Origin of the sequence: Xanthomonas sp. NCPPB 4037, from assembly GCF_041475695.2 — a bacterium.
GTDB lineage: Bacteria > Pseudomonadota > Gammaproteobacteria > Xanthomonadales > Xanthomonadaceae > Xanthomonas > Xanthomonas campestris.
The window spans coordinates 4,359,135-4,377,233 of the sequence record NZ_CM191261.1 but is presented as its reverse complement, the minus strand read 5'-3'; the positions used below and the strand labels follow the sequence as shown (position 1 = coordinate 4,377,233).

At 65.7% G+C, this 18,099-nt stretch carries 10 protein-coding genes and 1 other RNA gene; 3 read left to right on the top strand and 8 right to left on the bottom strand.

Features of this window, described 5'->3' with window-relative positions; all coding sequences use genetic code 11:
* Positions 1–23: 23 nt before the first annotated feature.
* The 4 genes from ACCQ01_RS19195 to ACCQ01_RS19180 all read right to left on the bottom strand — a co-directional run bounded on the left by ACCQ01_RS19195 (position 24) and on the right by ACCQ01_RS19180 (position 4,603).
* Positions 24–686: a hypothetical protein gene (locus ACCQ01_RS19195; protein ID WP_116888959.1), complete on the bottom strand. Its 663-nt coding sequence runs from the start codon at positions 684–686 to the stop codon at positions 24–26.
* 151 nt (positions 687–837) lie between these two features.
* A complete protein-coding gene (locus tag ACCQ01_RS19190; protein ID WP_012437307.1) occupies positions 838–1,533 on the bottom strand; it encodes an AIM24 family protein in 696 nt (231 codons plus the stop codon).
* Between the two features lie 352 nt (positions 1,534–1,885).
* The gene (gene treA, locus ACCQ01_RS19185; protein WP_228431401.1) at positions 1,886–3,559 is read right to left on the bottom strand and encodes an alpha,alpha-trehalase TreA; all 1,674 of its coding nucleotides are present in this window, start codon (positions 3,557–3,559) and stop codon (positions 1,886–1,888) included.
* A 252-nt stretch (positions 3,560–3,811) separates the two neighbouring features.
* Positions 3,812–4,603 carry a DUF72 domain-containing protein gene (locus ACCQ01_RS19180; RefSeq protein WP_228431400.1) on the bottom strand — a complete coding sequence of 264 codons (792 nt, stop codon included), beginning with the start codon at positions 4,601–4,603 and terminating at the stop codon, positions 3,812–3,814.
* An 85-nt stretch (positions 4,604–4,688) separates the two neighbouring features.
* On the opposite strand from ACCQ01_RS19180, the gene ACCQ01_RS19175 reads away from it, so the two are divergent.
* Both ACCQ01_RS19175 and ACCQ01_RS19170 read left to right on the top strand, forming a co-directional pair.
* Entirely contained in the window at positions 4,689–5,441 is a 753-nt protein-coding gene (locus tag ACCQ01_RS19175; protein WP_228431399.1) for a DNA-formamidopyrimidine glycosylase family protein, read from the top strand.
* A 154-nt stretch (positions 5,442–5,595) separates the two neighbouring features.
* A complete protein-coding gene (locus ACCQ01_RS19170; RefSeq protein ID WP_267131959.1) occupies positions 5,596–6,606 on the top strand; it encodes a hypothetical protein in 1,011 nt (336 codons plus the stop codon).
* Between the two features lie 891 nt (positions 6,607–7,497).
* Here ACCQ01_RS19170 and ACCQ01_RS19165 read toward each other — a convergent pair.
* The 3 genes from ACCQ01_RS19165 to ACCQ01_RS19155 all read right to left on the bottom strand — a co-directional run bounded on the left by ACCQ01_RS19165 (position 7,498) and on the right by ACCQ01_RS19155 (position 11,897).
* Positions 7,498–8,445 (bottom strand): GAF domain-containing protein, encoded by a 948-nt coding sequence (locus ACCQ01_RS19165; RefSeq protein WP_285447824.1) that lies wholly within the window; start codon positions 8,443–8,445, stop codon positions 7,498–7,500.
* 306 nt (positions 8,446–8,751) lie between these two features.
* Entirely contained in the window at positions 8,752–11,631 is a 2,880-nt protein-coding gene (locus ACCQ01_RS19160; RefSeq protein WP_228431396.1) for a M16 family metallopeptidase, read from the bottom strand.
* Between the two features lie 191 nt (positions 11,632–11,822).
* A non-coding RNA gene (locus tag ACCQ01_RS19155) (sX9 sRNA) lies at positions 11,823–11,897 on the bottom strand.
* Between the two features lie 98 nt (positions 11,898–11,995).
* On the opposite strand from ACCQ01_RS19155, the gene ACCQ01_RS19150 reads away from it, so the two are divergent.
* Positions 11,996–14,593: a sensor domain-containing diguanylate cyclase gene (locus ACCQ01_RS19150; RefSeq protein WP_372358820.1), complete on the top strand. Its 2,598-nt coding sequence runs from the start codon at positions 11,996–11,998 to the stop codon at positions 14,591–14,593.
* A gap of 903 nt (positions 14,594–15,496) precedes the next feature.
* Here the strand turns inward: ACCQ01_RS19150 and ACCQ01_RS19145 are convergent.
* Positions 15,497–17,623 carry a methyl-accepting chemotaxis protein gene (locus ACCQ01_RS19145; protein WP_175611873.1) on the bottom strand — a complete coding sequence of 709 codons (2,127 nt, stop codon included), beginning with the start codon at positions 17,621–17,623 and terminating at the stop codon, positions 15,497–15,499.
* Between the last annotated feature and the right edge of the window lie 476 nt (positions 17,624–18,099).

The window sequence follows — 18,099 nt, the reverse complement described above, 5'->3', positions numbered from 1 at the left end:
AGCTGGTAATCGACCAGCTAGCGCTAACCAGTAGTGCCGGTTGGTTGCGCGTTTCTTGTATCGATAAATGCATGCAATGCCGATTTTTCGGCAAGGGTGAGATGCGCTGCATGATCGGCGCAGGCGCGCGCCTGCGCAAACTCATCGTTCAATGCATGCAGGATGGAAATCAATTGCGGCAGGCCGTACTTGTAGTCATGAGTCAGCCCTCCCGCAAAGTTTCGATAGATGCGCGGCAGTTTTGAAAGGTGGGTGTTCGACAGTGCGCTGAGGTCGAAAATCTTCGATGCGAATGCATCGAAGATGCCCAGGTCCTCTACAAGAGCTTTGACGTGCTGATCCCCATTGCCCGATACGTCGAAATAGTAGCTGGTGTCCCTCGCGCTATTGGCTGGCGTGAACAGACGTAGGTTTCCCCAGAGCGTGGCCGGGTTGACCGCTGGAGGAGCGAAAAGCGTCTCGCCAATGCGATTGACCTCGGGCAGGTCGACAAAGACCAACACATCGACCGAGACGATATTCTTTGGATAGCCGGCGGCGGTGATGTCGTAACCGATTCTGGCCTCGCAGGCGGCGGTCTGTTTGACGAACGCGGCCCGACTCCTGTTGTAGCTGTATCCCAGCTCACCAAGTGCGGCGTCGATCCGATGCTGAAGCTGCTTTTTGAATTCGGCTTTCGTCGTCATTGTCGTCGCTCACGCGTGTGGCGCCAGAACCGTTGCACTCGACACGGCGTTGTCGAAGCAACGTGCATCGCCGCCGATTACGGCTGGCGATAACGTGGCCGACATGGAGGTGTGTTGCCCAGCCACGCAATACGCAGCTGGGCAACGGGTATCAGCCCTTGGCCTGGAAGCTGGCTTCTTCGTACGGCTGCACCACCACCCAACCTTCGCCGGCGAAGCGCATCTGCAGGCTTTCGCCCGAGCCGCGGCCGAACAGCGTGCCGATCGACACATCGGTCACCAGCTCCGGGGTCAGCGTGCCGGACCAGGCCACCGTGGCGTTCGGATCGGTGAACACCGGGCCGCTGGCGGCGGTGACCGGCAGGGTCAGCGGCTCGTAATGCGAGGTGATCGCCACGATGCCGTGGCCGCTCAGGCGCACGTTGAACAGGCCGCCGGACAGCATGCCGGCCACTTTGCGCATCATCGTGATCTTGTGTTCGACGCCCGACTCGAACGCCAGCACGTCGTTGCCATTGACGAAGATCGCCTCGCCGTTCAAACGCAGCAGCGTCACCAGCTTGCCGAGGTCGGCCAGATACACCCGGCCCTGGCCTTCGGCCTTCATCAGCTGCATGCCTTCACCGCTGACTGCCTTTTTCAGCAGGTTGCCCAGCCCTTGTTCCAGCAGGCCCTCACGGGTGAACTTGACGTTGCCGGTGCGCGCGACCATGGCGCCGGCCTTGGACCACACCATGCCGTCCAGGCGCACCTCGAGCAGATGCGGGTTTTCCAGTTCGAACGGATCGGGGCTGACGTCCTTTTCCTTGGAATGGGCGAGAAATTCGTTGAGCGTGCGTACGGCCATGGGTCCGTCCTGGAAGTGTAAAGAGTGCGCATGATACTCGCCGCCCGCGTACCTGGAGGCAGGCAAGGCGATGCATGCGCTGCCCGCAGGCTTCCGTGCGCGTGGCCGATTGCCTGAGGTGCAGTTCCCTTCACAGCTGCGCCGTTGTCGCATACGCCGCATGTGCTGGCCGGTGGCCAGTTGCGATGCGTGACGAAGGCCACGAGCTGCGTCGTAGGAGAGCGCGCTTGCGCGCGATGCAACGCTCTCGGTAAAGCGCCATCGCGCGCAAGCGCGCTCCTACCAGCCGTCGTCGATCAGGCCGCAATGCTGCCGGCGCTGATGGCGTGGCATGCGCCAACCACCGCCACGCTCAGGGCGCGGCGGGCTCGGGCTTGCGCTTGGTCTTGGCCGGCGCCTGGATGGCGCCCTGTGAGGGGTACAGGTTCAACAGCATCAAGGTGACGCCATTGGTCCAGCCAAAGCCGTCCTGCAGGGCGTATTCGCCACCGCCGCCGCCGGCTGCATCGGCGTCCAGGCCGTATTTTTCGACCAGCTTGTGCTCGCGCGCGAACAGCGCCTGCACCTGGGTGAGAAAGCGCTCGCCGATGGTGCGGGCCAGGCCGTCTTCGCCGTAGCGACGCAGGCCGTCCACGGCCACCCACTGCAATGGCGCCCAGCCGTTGGGTTCGTCCCACTGCTGGCCGGTCTTCAACGCGGTGGTGGCCAGGCCGCCGGGGCGCAGCAGGCGGGCACGCACGCTGGTGGCGGTGCGCTTGGCGTGGTCGTCCGAGGCCAGGCCGGCGAACAGCGGGTACAGCGCTGCCGCGGTGACCTGGTTGCTCAGCGTGCGGGTCTGCCAGTCGTAGTCGGCGTAGTAGCCGGCTGCATTCCACAGGTGCGCGTCGATGGCCTGCTTGCGCTGCTGTGCGAGCGCAGCGTAGTCCTGGCTGCAGGCGGTGCCGGTGTGCGCGCAGGCCTGCGCCAGGGTGCGTTCCAGGTGATACAGCAGGCTGTTGAGATCGATCGGCACGATCGCGGTGGTGCGGATGGTGCTCAGCGTCTTGCCGTCGGCCAGCCAGCGGCTGGTGTAGTCCCAGCCACTTTCGGCGCCGGCGCGCAGGTCGCGGTAGACATCGGCGGCGGGGCGGTCCTTCACTTCGGCGGCAGTACGGGTGTCGTGCAGCCAGGCTTCCGGGCGCGGCGTATCGCGCTCGTCCCAATAGCGATTGAGCACGCTGCCATCGGCCAGGCGCACCACATGGCGTGCGGCCTGGCCGGGTTGCAGATCGTCGCCGCCCTGCATCCAGTACGCGTATTCCTTCTGCAGCTGCGGCAGGTAGCGCTGGTACACCGCCTCGCCTTCCACGCCGGCCTGCAGTTCCACCATGTAGGAGAAGAACGGCGGCTGCGAGCGGCTCAGGTAGTAGGTGCGGTTGCCGTTGGGGATGTGCCCGTAGGTGTCGATCAGGTAGGCGAAGTTGTCCAGCATCTGCCGGCTCAGGGTGGTTTCGCCACTTTTCACCAGCCCCAGCATGGTGAAGTACGAATCCCAGTAATACACCTCGCGGAAGCGTCCGCCCGGCACCACGTACGGGTGCGGCAACGCCAGCAGGCTGCTGTGTGCGGGCACGTTGGTCTGGCTGCGCACCAGCTTGGGCCACAGCGCGTCGATGTGCTCGCGCAGCGCGGTGTCCTGGCGGATCGCATCGGTCTGTACCGGCGGCGATTCCTCGAAGTTGGCATCCACGAACTTGCGCAGGTCAAAGCCGGCATGTTCGTGCTGCGCCAGATAATCGGCGTTGATCAGGGCCGGGTCGCGCAGCGGCAGAAAGTCGACGAAGTGCTTCTGGTCGTCGAACAGCTCGCCGCGCTGCACGGCCTGGAACAGCTCCGGATACGCCAGGTCGGGCGTGGGCGGCGTGGGCGCGGGCGCGCTGACCACCGCACCTTCCAGCGGCGTGGCCGCCAGGGCGCAGGGCGCAACGAACATGCTCAGCGACAGACCAAGCAACGAGGTGCAGCACGGGGGCGCAGCAGCGCTCATGGCATCTCCAGAACGGGCGGGGGCGTGCGGCATGGTAAACGACCGAAGTGGCGGGTGGAGCCGCAGGCGCTGTGTCGGGGGACCGGCACGCCGCACGCGGCAAACGGGGTTCAGCAACGTGATCTCGCGCAATGCCGCGTGGTGCAAGGCCACACTGCCGATTCAGGCCTATCGGCCCGTGCCAGCGCAGCTTGAGCACACGGCGGTGCGTGTCACACGTCAGGGCTGCTGCAAGATGCGCGCCACCGCGCGCTAGCGGTCGATTCCCAGCAGCTGTTGCAGCTGCAAGGCATTGGGCACGGCCAGCCCGGCAGCGGTGTTGTCGAAGATCACCCACTGCTCGCTCGCCGCATGCGCGGCCATGCCGCTGCGGACCGCGGCCGCCAGGCGCTGCAAGGCCGCATTGTCGTACCCGCTGTAATAGACCGTGGGGGTGCCGTGCCAGCGCCAATATGCCGGCGCGCCGGGCATCCCTGGCGCGTCGGGCAGCGCGGCGGCAGGCACCGGTGCCGGGTCGGCCGCACACCGCGCGATGCGGTGGCGGTGCAGCAGCGACTGCGCCTGGGCGGTGAACCAGCTGGGATGGCGCGGCTCGCATACCACTGCGCCGTCCCAGCGCCGGCGCAGGACGGCAAAGAAGCTGGCCGCCACGCGTGCATCGAACACCGCGCTGGGCGGCAACTGCAGCAGCAGGCAGCCCAGGCGCTCGCCCAGCGCGCCCGCCTGCGCCAAAAACGCGTCCAGCAATGGCCCGGCCTGGTGCAGCCGCGCATCGTAGCTGATGCTGCGCGGCAGCTTGACCGAGAAGCGAAAGTGCGCCGGCACGCTGTCGGCCCAACGCGCGTAAGTGGACGCGCGATGCGGGCGATAGAACGAGGAGTTGATCTCCACCGCATCCAGGCGCGTGGCATAGCGCTGTAGCACGCTGCTGCCGGCGCCGAACTGTGCGCGCTCGGCTGCGGGAATCGACCAGCCTGCGCAGCCGCAGTACACCCGTGGCAGGGCGGCGGCAGCGGGCTGCGGGGGCGGTGCGGAGGTGGACACGCCGCACTGTATGCAGGCAGGCGCGTCTGCACGATGTCTGCACTGCGCTCACGGCCGACTCACGCCACGCTTCGATACTGATGGCATGCCTGAAGGTCCCTCCCTTGTCATCCTGCGCGAAGAAGCTGCGGCGTTTGTCGGCCGCAAGATCCTGCGCGTGCAGGGCAACAGCAAGCAGGACATCGCGCGCCTGCAACAGCAAAAAGTGCTGGCGCTGCGCAGCTGGGGCAAGCATCTGTTGATCGAATGCGCTCAGTTCAGCGTGCGCATCCACTTCCTGTTGTTCGGCAGTTACCGCATCAACGAAGACAAACCCAACGCCGTGCCGCGGCTGAGACTGGAATTTTCCAAGGGCGAGACACTCAATTTCTACGCCTGCTCGGTGCAATTCATCGAGCGCCCGCTGGATGAGGTGTACGACTGGAGCGCGGATGTCATGAATCCGCTGTGGGATGCCGCGCAGGCACGGCGCAAGTTGCGTGCAGCCCCGCAGCTGCTGGCTGCCGATGCGCTGCTGGACCAGAGTATTTTTTCCGGCGTGGGCAACATCATCAAGAACGAAGTGCTGCACCGCATCCGCGTGCATCCGGAAAGCCAGGTCGGCGCCTTGCCGGCGCGCAAGCTGGGCGAACTGGTCACGCAGGCGCGCGACTACAGTTTTGATTTCTACACCTGGAAAAAGGCCTTCGTGCTGAAGAAGCACTACCAGGTGCACACCAAAACCACCTGCCCGCGCGATGGCGCGCCGCTGCAATACCGCAAGCATCTGGGCAAGGCCGGCCGGCGGGCCTTCTTCTGCGAGGTGTGCCAGCGCCGCTACCGGCTGGAGGAAGCGTGACCGCCGTCGCAACGTGAATGGCGGCTGGCCCGATGCCGGCAGACAACGAATTCCAAACGCGCCGGTGCGCGCGGCCCGCTAGATTTGCGCGTTGCGCGGCGCCCCAATGCGTCGACGCCCGCTTATCACCCCCCTTTTGGTCTGCCGCATTGTGATGACTCGCAAGCAGGAATCGCTTATCCCGCATGTTGCCGCGGCCGCATGCACGGGCGCGATTCTGTTCTTTCTTGCCTGTCTGTTGCTGTACATGCCGCCGCCGCGCGACAGCGTGCGACACGACGATAGCTTGCAGGTGTACTTCGTGCCGCGTGCGCTGCCGACCCTGCCGCAGGCTGTGCAGCCGGCCACACCGCAACAGCGTGCGCAACGCCCACGTGCCGCCACCGCCGCGGCCCGCGCCGCACCGCCGCCCACACGCACGCCGCCGCCACCCCGGCAGGTGGCCGCATCCACCGCGACCGCACCCGCCGAGGCGTCGATGGCCGCCCAGCTGTACACCCGCGAAGGGCGCCTGCGCATGCCGCCTGGCGCGCAGATCGATCCGCTGGCGCAGGCCGGTGCGGTGCCGCCGGGCATGGACGACGCCCGCGTGGCAGCCAAAACGCGCAGCGTGATGGAGCGGGTCAACCCGGTGCAGTACCAGGAAACGCGCTTTGCCAAGGACTGGAAGAGCGATGGCACGCTGGGCGATGTGGCGATGCAGGGACTCAATCGCGGCATGAAGAAGCTCAACGACAAGATCAACGGGCCGCAGACGCAGGTGGCCAAGGCGCGGCCGCCGCCGGATGTGCGCTTCAACCCGGCGCTGGCCGGCAAGCAGGCCGAGATGGGCAGCGCTGCCACCGGCGATGCCTACAAGGCCGCGCCGATCGCGCATGAGAGCCTGCCCGATCTCAAGGGCGAGGCCAGCCGGCGCATCCGCGATGCATTGGCGGCGCTGGAGCAACGCAGCGCGCGTTGCGAAGCAGCCACGCGCACGCCGTTGCTCAGCACGGTCCGCGGCCACCTGGCCGACCTGGAGCGCGCCGAGCATGCCTTGAACAACGGCGCCGATCCGGTCCTGGCCGCGCAGTTGCTGCCGCGGCAGGCCGACAGCGCCTACGACCTGGCGCGCCGCGCGCTGTGGTACGCGGATCGCCAACTCAAGCAGTGCGCCGCTGGCTGATCCGCGTGCACATCGCATAGGGTTCGTTGCGAAGGCTATGGTTCGCGTGACCAGTCGCGGGGCATTGCGTTGAGTGCGCTGGCGGTCGCGGTTTTGTGTGGTGCGCTTGTTTCGATGCGCGTCGTCGTTGCGAATTGGGGCGCCGATGCCGCGCGTGGATTGCGTAGGCGTGGCGTCTTATACCTTCCATCGCCATCGCCATCGCCATCGCCATCGCCATCGCCATCGCCACCGCCACCGCCACCGCCAGGGACGTACTTTGCCGGCGCTGCGATGGTCCTTGGTCATCGATCCGTGCAACGCAGCAGCGCATCTCAGCTGCTTAAGTGCGCGCAGTTCGACTGGACGACGGCGTGGCGGTGCAGGGTGATCGCTGCATCAGCGCATCAATGTAACTGCGCGCGGGCCGTTGAAAGTGCGGTTGCTGCTTGCCGTGGATGCGAGCAAGGACGTGCGCAAGGGACGTCCATTTTTTCTGAAGGCTAAGCGGTACCTGAGACGACGTAGATCCAGTCGGATGGACGACGGCGTGGCGGTGCAGGGTGATCGCTGCATCAGCGCATCAATGCAACTGCGCTTGCGCCGTTAAAGGTGCGGTTGCTGTCTGGTGTGAGTGCCGGGCAAGGACGTGCGCAGGGGGCGTCCAATTTTTTTAAAGTAAGCGGTACCTGAGACGACGTAGTTCCAGGTCTGCAGCGCTCTGCAAATGCGGATGCGGCAGTGCTTACATGAGCAGCGTTGTTCAAACCGATGCAGCATTACGTCGGGCTGGCGAAGACATCAGCATCCTCAACGGCCGCCGCCACTACCACCGCACACATCCACAACGCTGCGGATGCGTACCTGCGTACCTGCGTACCTGCGTACCTGCGTACCTGCGGTCCTGTGGCGCTACTGCGCCAGTCCCTGCCGGTAGCGATCCTTCTCTGCGCTCAGTGCCACTTCGGCGCGCAGGAAGACCTGGCCAATCGGCTCGTCGGCGCGCCCGGCGTAAGCCTCGCCCACCAGCACGGTCAGGCCGTGCGCGCGCTGCTGCTCGGCGATCTCGCGCAGCCCCTGCAGTTTGCGTTCGGCATCGTTGCCGCGCAGCACCGCGATGAACTCGGCGCTGTCGGTGACCCGGTCCACGCTGTCGCCGCTGGCCTGCAGAAAGCTGGCCAGGGTCTGGTCGAGCTGCTGCAACGCACGTCCGAGCAGGCGCTCGCTTTGCTGCTGGGCCAGGGCGGCCAGTTCCTGCACTTCCAGAATCACCAGGTGATAGCCGGTGTCGGCATCGGTAATGGTCGCGGTGCCCGCCGCTGCCGCAGGAGCGGCCGGCTGCAGGATGGCGTCACGTTCGCGCTGCAGTTCGCGCTGGCGTTCGTCCAGCAGGCGCATGGCGACGCGCGCCAGCGCTTGCAGCCCGGTGCGCTGGGCCTCGTTGAGGGCGCGCGGTTCGGTGTCCAGCACGCAGACCGTGCCCAGCGCCACGCCTTCGGAAGTCACCAGCGGCATGCCCGCGTAGAAACGCGCGCCCACCTCGCCGGTGACCACCGAAATATCGGTGAAGCGCGGGTCCTTGCTCAGGTCTGGCACTTCCATCAAGTGGTCCGGGCTGCGGATCGCGTGGTCGCACACCGCCTGGCTGCGGTCGGTCTGTTGCAGGTCCAGGCCTAAGCGGGCCTTGAACCACTGGCGGTCGCGGTCCACCAGCGACATCAGGGCGATCGGCGTCTCGCACAGCGAGGCGGCTACCTGCACGATGTCCTGGTAGGTGTCTTCGGGCAGGCTGTCGACGATGCGATAGCCGTCCAACACCTGTTGGCGCGACGCTTCGTCTGCCATCGGCATGTCTTTCATTGAATGCGCCATGTCAGCAAAAGGAAGGACGCCACGCTAGCGGGCAGGCCGATAACGTGGCGTGGATATCGCCTGCGCGCAGGCAGGCAGTGAACGCGATCATGCACTAACGGTAACGCGCGCTGCAGTGCGCGTTGCCATGTGGCTGCAAGACTCGGCGTTCGCACGGCTGCCGAGATCCAGCAGGCCAACGTCTGGACGCGTGCGGACGGCTCGCAGAAACCGCCGCTCACGTTATGCCTATCGGTGTCCACGGATCGGCCGCGCCTGCCTGTGAGGGCTGCGCGGCCGTGCCGATCAGCGCGCTCAGCGCTTGACCGGCTTGCCGTCGGTGTCCAGCACCTGCACCTCGCCCAGCTTGAGCGCGCGCACCGGGGCTTCGATCTTCTTCAGGTCGCCCACGATCACCCAGGTCATCGCATTGGGCGCGATGATGTCCTTGATGGCGGCTTGCGCGGCCGGCTGATCGATCGCTTCCAGGCGCGGCTTGAGCGTTTGCACGTAGTTGTCCGGGCGGTCGAACTGCACGATGCCTTCGATCGCGCCGAGCACCGCACCGGTGGTTTCGAAGCTGCCGGGCAGGGCGCGGATGCGCTGGTTCTTGATCTTCTCGATCTCCTCGGTGGTCAGCGGCTTGTCGCCGATGATGGCCGTGGCTTCCTTGAAGATTTCATTGGCGGACTCAGCGGTCTTGTCGGTCTGCACCGGCGCGGAGAACATGTACGGCCGCTGGCCCTGCGCATCCACCAGTTGGGTGCGTGCACCGTAGGCCCAGCGCTTGTTCTCACGCAGGTTCATGTTCAAGCGCGAGGTGAAGGTGCCGCCGAAGGCGCCATTGGCCACCGTGATTGCCAGGTTGTCCGGCGCCTTGGTCGACGGTGCCAGCAGGCCGGCCAGAATCACCGATTGCGGTGCGTCCGGGCGGTTGATCAGGTAGACGCGCGGCTTGGGCTGCGCGGCCACGTTGACCAGGTTCTTCTTCGGCACCGGTGCGGCCGGGGCCTTCCAGTCGCCGAAGGCGGCATCCAGCTGCGGGATGATCTGCGCCAGCGTGGTATCGCCGGCCACCAGGATGCGCAGGTTGTCCGGACGCAGCCATTGGCTGTGGAAGGCCTGCAGGTCCTTGGCATTGAGGCTCTTGATCGCCGCCTCGGTGCCGCTGCCGGTAAGCGGGATGCCGTACGGATGCTTGTCGCCGTACATGAGCGGCGGCAGCGCACGCAGGCCCAGGCTGTTGGGCTGGGTCTTTTCCTGCGCGATCCCGGCCAGCCACTGGCCACGGATGCGCTCGATGTCCGCCGTCTTGAAGGCCGGGTTGCGCACGATGTCGGAGAACAATTGCAGCGACGGCTGCAGCTGGTCGTTGAGGGCATTCAGCGAGGCGCTGCAGCTGTCCAGATCGCAGCCCACCTCGGTGATGGCGCCCAGGCGCTGGCGGCGCTGCGCCACTTCCACCGAATCCAGCGACGCGGTGCTCTCGTTCATCAGTGCGGCGCTGAAGCTGGCGGTGCCGAGCTTCTTGCCCTGGTCGGCGGCGTAGCCGGCGTCGAACAACAGCTCCACCTGGGTGACCGGGATGGTGTGGCGTTCGGCCAGGATCACTTCCACGCCGTTCTTCAGCTTGCCGCGCTGCAGCTGCGGGAAGCTCAGGTCCGGGAAGCTGGCGGTGTCGGGCACGCCCTTGCTGCGATCGAGCTTGCTGGCGGTGACTTTGTACTTGCCCGCCGCCGGCAGCTTGGGCGCGGGCTTGCCCGGCTCGGTGCCGCGCGCGACCACGGCCTTGTCTTCGGCGGCGGGGTCGAAGTCCTTGCCGGCCGGCAGTACGGTGAGCAGGTAGTCGCCCTTGCCGAACCAGGTCGATGCGGCCTGCTTGACGCTGCCGATGGTGGCGGCCTGGCCGCGCTGCAGATCCTGCTTGTAGGCACCCGGGTCGCCGCGATAGACCTGGCCCTCGGCCAGGATCACCGCCTTGCCACCGAAGCCGCCCACCTTCTCCAGGCCGCGCACGAAGCCGGCGCGGTAGGCCACCTGGGCACGTTGCAGTTCGTCGGCGGTGGGCCCTTCGGCGAGGAACTTCTTCAGCTCTTCATCGATGATGGCCTCGACCTTGGCCGGGTCCACGCCATCTTTCACGTCGGCCTGGATCTGCATCTGGCTGGCCAGCGCGAACGGCTGGATCGCCGCGGAGACGTCGTCCACCAGCTGGTCCTGATAGACCAGGCGCTGGTACAGCCGCGAGGTCTTGCCGCCGCCCAGCACGGTGGTGGCCAGATCCAGCTGGATCATGTCGTCGGTGCCCAGCTGCGGCGCGGCCCAGGTGCGGTAGATGCGCGGCTGCGACACATGGTCGTGCTGCACCCCGCGCCTCTGTGCGGCCAGCGGGGTCACCCACGGCTGCTGACGCGCCACCGGCTTGCCGGACGGGATATCGCCAAAATACTGCTCGGCCTTGGCGCGGGCCTGCGCCACGGTGATGTCGCCGGCCAGCACCAGTGTGGTGTTGGCCGCGCCGTAGTTATCGTTGAACCACTGTTTGACATCCGCCAGTGAGGCCGCGTCCAGGTCTTCCATCGAGCCGATGGTGTCGTGCTGGTACGGATGGTTGGCCGGGAACAGGTTGGACAGGATGTTTTGGTCCACGCGGCCATAGGGGCGGTTTTCGCCCTGGCGCTTTTCGTTCTGCACCACGCCGCGCTGGGTGTCGAGTTCTTCCTGGCCGATGGCGCCGAGCAGGTGGCCCATGCGGTCCGATTCCAGCCACAGCGCGGTATCCAGCGCGGTGGTCGGCACGGTTTCGAAGTAATTGGTGCGGTCGAACCAGGTGGTGCCGTTCATGTCGGTGGTGCCGACCTTTTCCAGCGGCGCGAAGAAGCTGCCCTTGTTGTTTTCCGAGCCGGAGAACATCAGGTGCTCGAACAGATGCGCGAAGCCGGTCTTGCCGGCCGGCTCATCGCCGGAACCGATGTGGTACCAGATGCTCACCGCCACCACCGGCGCCTTGTGGTCTTCGTGCACCACCACGGTCAGGCCGTTGGGCAGGGTGAAGCGGGTGTAGGCGATGTCGGGAATGGCGCTGCTGTTCGCAGTCTTGGACAGGCTGGCCGGGGCGGCCTGTGCGGCGGGCGGAACGGTACCGGCAGCAACGCCGAGCACGCCGGCGATCAACAAGGACAACGGACGCAGCATGTGACACTCCAGGGGCAGGACAATCGGCCGAGGGTAGTGGCTGCCTGGCGGCGTCGCAAATGCCGGTGGTCAGGGGAGGGCGGGCTGGCCGGATGCCTGGCAAATCTCTGTCACCGCAGCAAGCAGATGAGCGTGCCATCGGGACCATGCCGCCACGTGGGCAAGGCGGCAATGGCCACGGGACTAAGCGCGGCTAACAAAACGTAGCGAGCAGTCGTCAGGTGGGTGCGGACGGCGCGGAGGAACCGGAGTGTACGGAGGTACATGCCGATTCCGAGCACCGGCCGCGCCCGCTCAAGTTGCCCGTCGCCTTGCCGTTACCTGGGGCGACCTACCGTCATCCGACCTGTCAGCCGATTCCTTCATGACCGCCCTGTCGCCGCCCGTCCCGATCCCCGCCAACGACGCCTTGCGCGTGGATGCGGTGCGCCGGCTGGGGGTGCTGGACACCGCGGCCGAAGCCGAATTCGACGACCTCGCCTGGCTGGCCGCGCATATCAGCGGTTCGCCGATGGCGCTGATTTCCCTGCTGGATGCCGACCGTCAATGGTTCAAGGCGCGCTGCGGCACCGATCTGGAGGGCACGCCGCGCAGCGTGTCGTTCTGCTCGTACACGGTGATGGGCACCGACCTGCTGGAAGTGCCCGATGCCATCGCCGACCCACGGTTCACGCACAATCCGTTGGTGACCGCCGCGCCGGGCATCCGCTCCTATGTCGGCGTGCCGCTGATCGGCCGCGAGGGCTATGCCTACGGCACCTTGTGCATGCTCAGCACCAAGCCGCGTGTGCTCGACGAGAACCAGAAACAGGCCTTGATCCGGCTGGCGCGTCAGGCCGTCAATCAGCTGGAGGCGCGCCGCGACCGCCTGGATGCGCAGGCGCAGCGGCAGACCTTGAGCCTGTTGCTGGAATCCATGCCCGATGGCGTGGTGGCCTGCGGCACCGACGGCCTGCTGCGCGAATTCAATCATGCCGCGCGGCAATGGCACGGTACCGACCCGCGCGTGCTGCCACCGGCGCAATGGGCACAGCACTTCGATCTCTACGCCGCCGATGGCAGCACCGTGCTGCCGACCGACGCGATCCCGCTGGTGCGCGCCTGGCGCGGCGAGCATGTGCGCAACGCCGAACTGGTGATCCGTGCCACCGGCCAGCCGCCACGCAGCGTGCTGTGCAACGCCGACCCCATCGATGGCGACCACGGCGTGGCCCTGGGCGCGGTGTGCGTGATGCACGACATCACCCAGCTCAAGGATGCCTCCGCCGCGTTGGCAGCCGAGCGCGCGCGCCTGCAGGCCCTGGTGGACGCCTCGCGCGATGTGGCCATCATCGTGTTCGACCCGCGCGGGCACATCGAGGTCTTCAACCCGGGGGCCGAACGCTTGCTGGGCTACAGCGCCGCCGAGGTCATGGGGCAGTGCCCGACACGATTCCATCTGCCCGAAGAACTCGCACGCCACCGCGCCACGCTGGCCGTGCCCGCACCTTCGTATGTGGCATTGGCTGCCGCCGCAGCTGGTGACCTGCTGGAGCAGGAAGTGTGGACGCTGCTGCGCAAGGACGGCAGCCACCGCCGCGTGCGCTTGAGTTTCAACGTGATCCAGGACGCGCAGCAGGGCCTGACCGGCTACCTGGCGATGGCCATCGACGTCACCGCCGAACTGCAGGCGCAGGCCGCCGCACAGCTGGCCGCCAAGCGCTTCAGTGGCGCCTTCGACACCGCGCCGCAGGGCATGGCCATCGTCTCGCTGGAAGGCCGCTGGAGCGAGATCAACTCTGCGCTCTGCACCCTGTTGGGCTACTCACGCACGCAACTGCTGGGCATGACCTTCCAGGACGTCACCCACCCGGACGATCTGGATGTGGATCTGGCCTTGCTCGGTGAGCTGCTGGACGGCAAGCGCAACAGCTACACCTTGTCCAAGCGCTATGTCAGCCGGCAGGGCGCGGTGCTATGGACGCTGCTGTCGGTGTCGTTGGTGCGCGATAGCGACGGCGCGCCGGTGCATTTCGTCTCGCAGGTACTGGACGTTACCGAACAGCATGTCGCCGCCGAACGGCTTGCCGAAAGCGAAGCGCGGCTGCGGGCGATCAGCGACGCCACGCCCACGCTGGTCAGCCAGTTCGACGCCGCGCAGCGCTGCCTGTTCGCCAACGAGGCACACCGCAGCTGGCTGGGCGTGGACCCGGCCAGTCTGGTCGGCTGTCACATCACCCGCCTGTTGGGCGATGACCTGGGCGAGCCGGTGTACGCCGCGCTCGCTGCGGCCGCCCGCGGCGAGCGCGCCACCTTCGATTACGTGCTGCAGGCCGGTGCGAGCGCACGCGATGTGGAGATCACCCTGGTGCCGGCAACCAAGGGCACGCAGGCGCAAGTGCAAGGGTTTTTCCTGATGGCGCAGGATGTCACCGCGCACAAGACTCTGCACCGCTTGATGCACGAACGCGCTACCCGCGACGCGCTCACTGGCCTGCCCAATCGTCACGCCTGGTCGGAAGCATTGCAGACCGCGGTGACGCATGCACAGCAGCAGCACACCGCGGTGGCGGTGATGTTCCTGGACCTGGATGGCTTCAAGCGGATTAACGACGTGCACGGCCATCGCGCCGGCGACGCCGTGCTGGTGGCGTTCGGCCGCTGCCTGCAGCAGGCAGTGGGCACGCGCTACCTGGTGGCACGCCTGGCTGGCGACGAATTCGTGGTGCTGCTGGACGACCTGCACGCCCCGGAGCGCGAATGCGCCGCCGTGGCCGAGCGTATCCGCAACGCCGTGGCTGCTGGCACCACCTTCGGCGAGCAATGGCTGCCGATCCAGCCCAGCATCGGCGTGGCCTGGCAACGCGGCACCACCGCCGACACCGCTAGCCTGATGCACGCCGCCGACGAAGCGATGTATGCCGCCAAGCGTGCGCGCTGCGGCGATGGAGATACACCCACTGGGCGTGACGCGGCGCGCTGAGCTTCTGTGTGCGGTTGTACCGACGATGTCTGCATGCCGTGTCTTCTTCTCTTATCGGAAGAAGTGCCCTCAGGGCGGATTAGGGTGCGGCGCTGGATCAATCAAATCGTTGATGCGCTGCCAGCCGGTCAATGCGTTGCACGCATGAGCCGCGGCACTACACAGCAGCCATCAATTGCGTCAATACATGGCGAAACGCAGTCACCAGCAGCCGTTAGAAGCAAGCCGATCAATCACTTCCTTCTCCCGTCGGGAGAAGGTGCCCGCAGGGCGGATGAGGGTACGGCTGCTAGATCAATCGCATCGGCAACGCGTTGCCGGCCGGTCAATGCGTTGCACGCATGAGCCGCGGCACTACAAAGCAGCCATCAATTGCATCAGTGCATGGCGAAACGCAGTCGCCAGCAGCCGTTAGAAGCAAGCCGATCAACCACTTCCTTCTCCCGTCGGGAGAAGGTGCCCGCAGGGCGGATGAGGGTACGGGCGCCAGATCAATCGAACGGCAAGTCGAATGCACATAGAACGGCTGCATTGCAAAAAGCAGCAATCAAACACGTGAGCGCATGCGAGGTGTGGCGGTTAGCAGTTACTTCAATGCAACCGAACAACTGCGTCCATCTCGCCTGGAGAAGATGGCAGAAGAGTGTTGCCAAGCGCGTTGAGGGTGCGGCCTCCGCACGCGGTATGGATCGTCAATGCTTCGCAGGTAGCCGATGCAGCTGGCGAACCTGGTCTGACACTGCAGGACGCAATACGAGACACCTACGCTCAACCACAAGCGCTTCCGAAACCCTGGCACTTCATTACGAGTCTGCTAGCGCACTGGCCCGCCACGTACCACGCAACGGCTAGCGCACTGCACACCAACATCCGCGGTGTGCAGTGCCCGCCTTATACAGAACGTCAGGCGGCCTGTACGTGCCGCTGCCGTTGCTCGGCCTGCGCCGGCGCCAGACGGAACACCGACACCGCACGCGTCAGCTCGGCGGCCTGATCTTCCAGGCTGCGCGCTGCGGCGGTGGCTTCTTCCACCAGCGCTGCGTTTTGCTGGGTCATTTCGTCCAGCTGCATCACCGTGGTGCTGACCTGCTCGATGCCAGCACTTTGCTCGGTACTGGCGGCGGTGATTTCGGCCATGATGTCGGTCACCCGCTTCACCGAACTCACCACCTCGGTCATGGTGCTGCCGGCCTGTTCCACCAGGCCTGAGCCTTGCTCGACCTTTTCCACCGAGTCGGAGATCAACTGCTTGATTTCCTTTGCCGCGCCAGCCGAGCGCTGCGCCAGTGCGCGTACTTCGCTGGCCACCACCGCAAAGCCGCGGCCCTGTTCGCCGGCACGTGCGGCTTCCACCGCGGCGTTCAATGCCAGGATGTTGGTCTGGAACGCGATGCCGTCGATCACCCCGATGATGTCGGAGATGCGTGCGGACGATTGCGTGATCGCCAGCATGGTGCTGACCACTTCCTGCACCACGCGGCCGCCGCTTTCGGCTACGTCACCGGTGCCCTTGACCAGTTGATTGGCCTGGCGCGCGTTGTCGGCGTTCTGGCGCACGGTGGAGGTGAGCTCCTCCATGGAGGCAGCGGTTTCTTCGAGGTTGGCGGCCTGATGCTCGGTCCGCGTAGACAGGTCGGAATTGCCGCTGGCGATCTCACCGGCCGCAGTGTTGATCATCTCTGCCGACTGCTGGATGCCTTGCACGATAGTAGTGAGCTGGATCGCGGTGCGGTTGGCCGCATTGGCCAGGCGCCCGAAAGCACCTTCGTAATGCGATTCCACCCGCTGCGACAAATCGCCGTCGGCGATCGCGGCCATGATGCGACCAACATCGTCCAGGCCGGCGTCGGCCTGCTGCATCAAACGGTTGAGCGCCTGCACCATTTCGGCGAACGCGAACTGATAGCGCGCCTGGTCGCCACGTGCAGAGAAATCGCCGCGCGCGGCGGCATCGGCAAGCCGCGCGATATCGCCATTGATCGCCGACAGATTGGTCTTCACCGTGTCCAGCGCCTCATGCAGCGCTGCACGCTGGCCGGGTAGGCGGCGCATGTCGCGGCGCAGATCGCCGCGGCCATAGTCGCTCATCACATCCATCGCTTCGTTGATGGCGTCCAGGTGCTCAAACACCACTGTGTTCACGCCATGCGCCAGGCTGCCGTAATCGCCGGGGAAATCCTCCGGGATGCGGTGCGCGATGTTTTCGCCCTGCTGCAGGCGGATCATGGTCTGCATCTCGCCGTTGAAGCGCTGCAGCTGGGTTTGCATCTGCGCCATGCTGTGCATCAGCTGGCCGGTTTCATCGCGCGACTCGACGCGGATGTCGTTGTCGAAGCGGCCCGAAGCGATCGCCTCGGCGGTGCGCGTTGCAGCACGCAGCGGTGCAGCCATGGCCGAGGCAATCAACCAGCACAGGCCGATCACCATCGCTACCAGCGCGCCGCCGATCAGCGTCAGCGTGCGGGTGAATCCCCACGCCTGCACCTGGATGTCTTCGGCATACACGCCCATCACCAGCACCCAGTTCCAGGCCGGAAACACCTTGGCATAACTGATCTTGGGCAACTGCTCTTTCTTGCCGGGCTTGGGCGCGTCGTAGTAGCTGAAGCCATCGCCGCTGTCGATGGCGGTCTTGATGTCGCGGTAGACGTACTGCCCCGCGTCACTCTTGTAATCGGACATGTCCGTGCCGACCGGCCGCTTGGGATGCATCAGGATGCGCATCTGCGGGTCGACGATGAAGAAGTAATCCACGCCGTCATTGGTGCGCATGTCCGCCAGCGTGGTACGCGCCGCTTCCATGGCCTGTTGCTTGCTCAGCTCGCCGGCCTTCACCTTGTCGGCGTAGTGCTGCATCACCGTCAGGCCCATTTCCACTTCGGTCTTGACGCTGAGCTTGCGTGCTTCGACCAGATCCAGGTACTGCAGGCGCGCGGCGGCAACCGCCAGCAGGATCACGCCAACTGCGAGCAGCGTGCACAACAGGACGAACTTGCGGGTGAGCGGGAGATTGGCAACATGCCGGCGCAACGAACTGACGAGATACATGAAGGATGTCCACAAAGACGCGGGAGCGTTGTCGTGGATATCGGCTGTTTCACGCGGCGATTTAATGCTATCTGCGGCCGCGCCTGCTTGTCTGCAGTCGCACGGAAACCGGTAGGAGCGCCCTCGGGCGCGATGGGCGTTATCGGCAATGCCTCATCGCGCCCGAGGGCGCTCCTACAGGAAGATTGGGTGGTTCTGCGGTGTTGCTACCCGATCACGGCTGTCGCTGCGATCTTGCGGCGTCTTCGCCAACCAGGTGACCGTGCAGACGCTGGACGACGTTCCGATGCCACAAAAAACGTAGGAGCGCCCTTGGGCGCGATGGGGCGTTATCGGGAATGCCCATCGCGCCCAAGGGCGCTCCTACGAGGTCGTGGGTTAGGCGCTGCAGGTGATCATCAACCTGCTACGCAGCGCCTCCACAATTCCACTGGATGTTGCAGAGGTAGCGGGCACGG

Coding starts and splice junctions, on each gene's coding strand:
- ACCQ01_RS19195 (WP_116888959.1), bottom strand. CDS start 686: ATGACGACGAAAGCCGAATTCAAAAAGCAGCTTCAGCATCGGATCGAC.
- ACCQ01_RS19165 (WP_285447824.1), bottom strand. CDS start 8,445: ATGAAAGACATGCCGATGGCAGACGAAGCGTCGCGCCAACAGGTGTTG.
- ACCQ01_RS19150 (WP_372358820.1), top strand. CDS start 11,996: ATGACCGCCCTGTCGCCGCCCGTCCCGATCCCCGCCAACGACGCCTTG.
- ACCQ01_RS19170 (WP_267131959.1), top strand. CDS start 5,596: ATGACTCGCAAGCAGGAATCGCTTATCCCGCATGTTGCCGCGGCCGCA.
- treA (WP_228431401.1), bottom strand. CDS start 3,559: ATGAGCGCTGCTGCGCCCCCGTGCTGCACCTCGTTGCTTGGTCTGTCG.
- ACCQ01_RS19190 (WP_012437307.1), bottom strand. CDS start 1,533: ATGGCCGTACGCACGCTCAACGAATTTCTCGCCCATTCCAAGGAAAAG.
- ACCQ01_RS19160 (WP_228431396.1), bottom strand. CDS start 11,631: ATGCTGCGTCCGTTGTCCTTGTTGATCGCCGGCGTGCTCGGCGTTGCT.
- ACCQ01_RS19175 (WP_228431399.1), top strand. CDS start 4,689: ATGCCTGAAGGTCCCTCCCTTGTCATCCTGCGCGAAGAAGCTGCGGCG.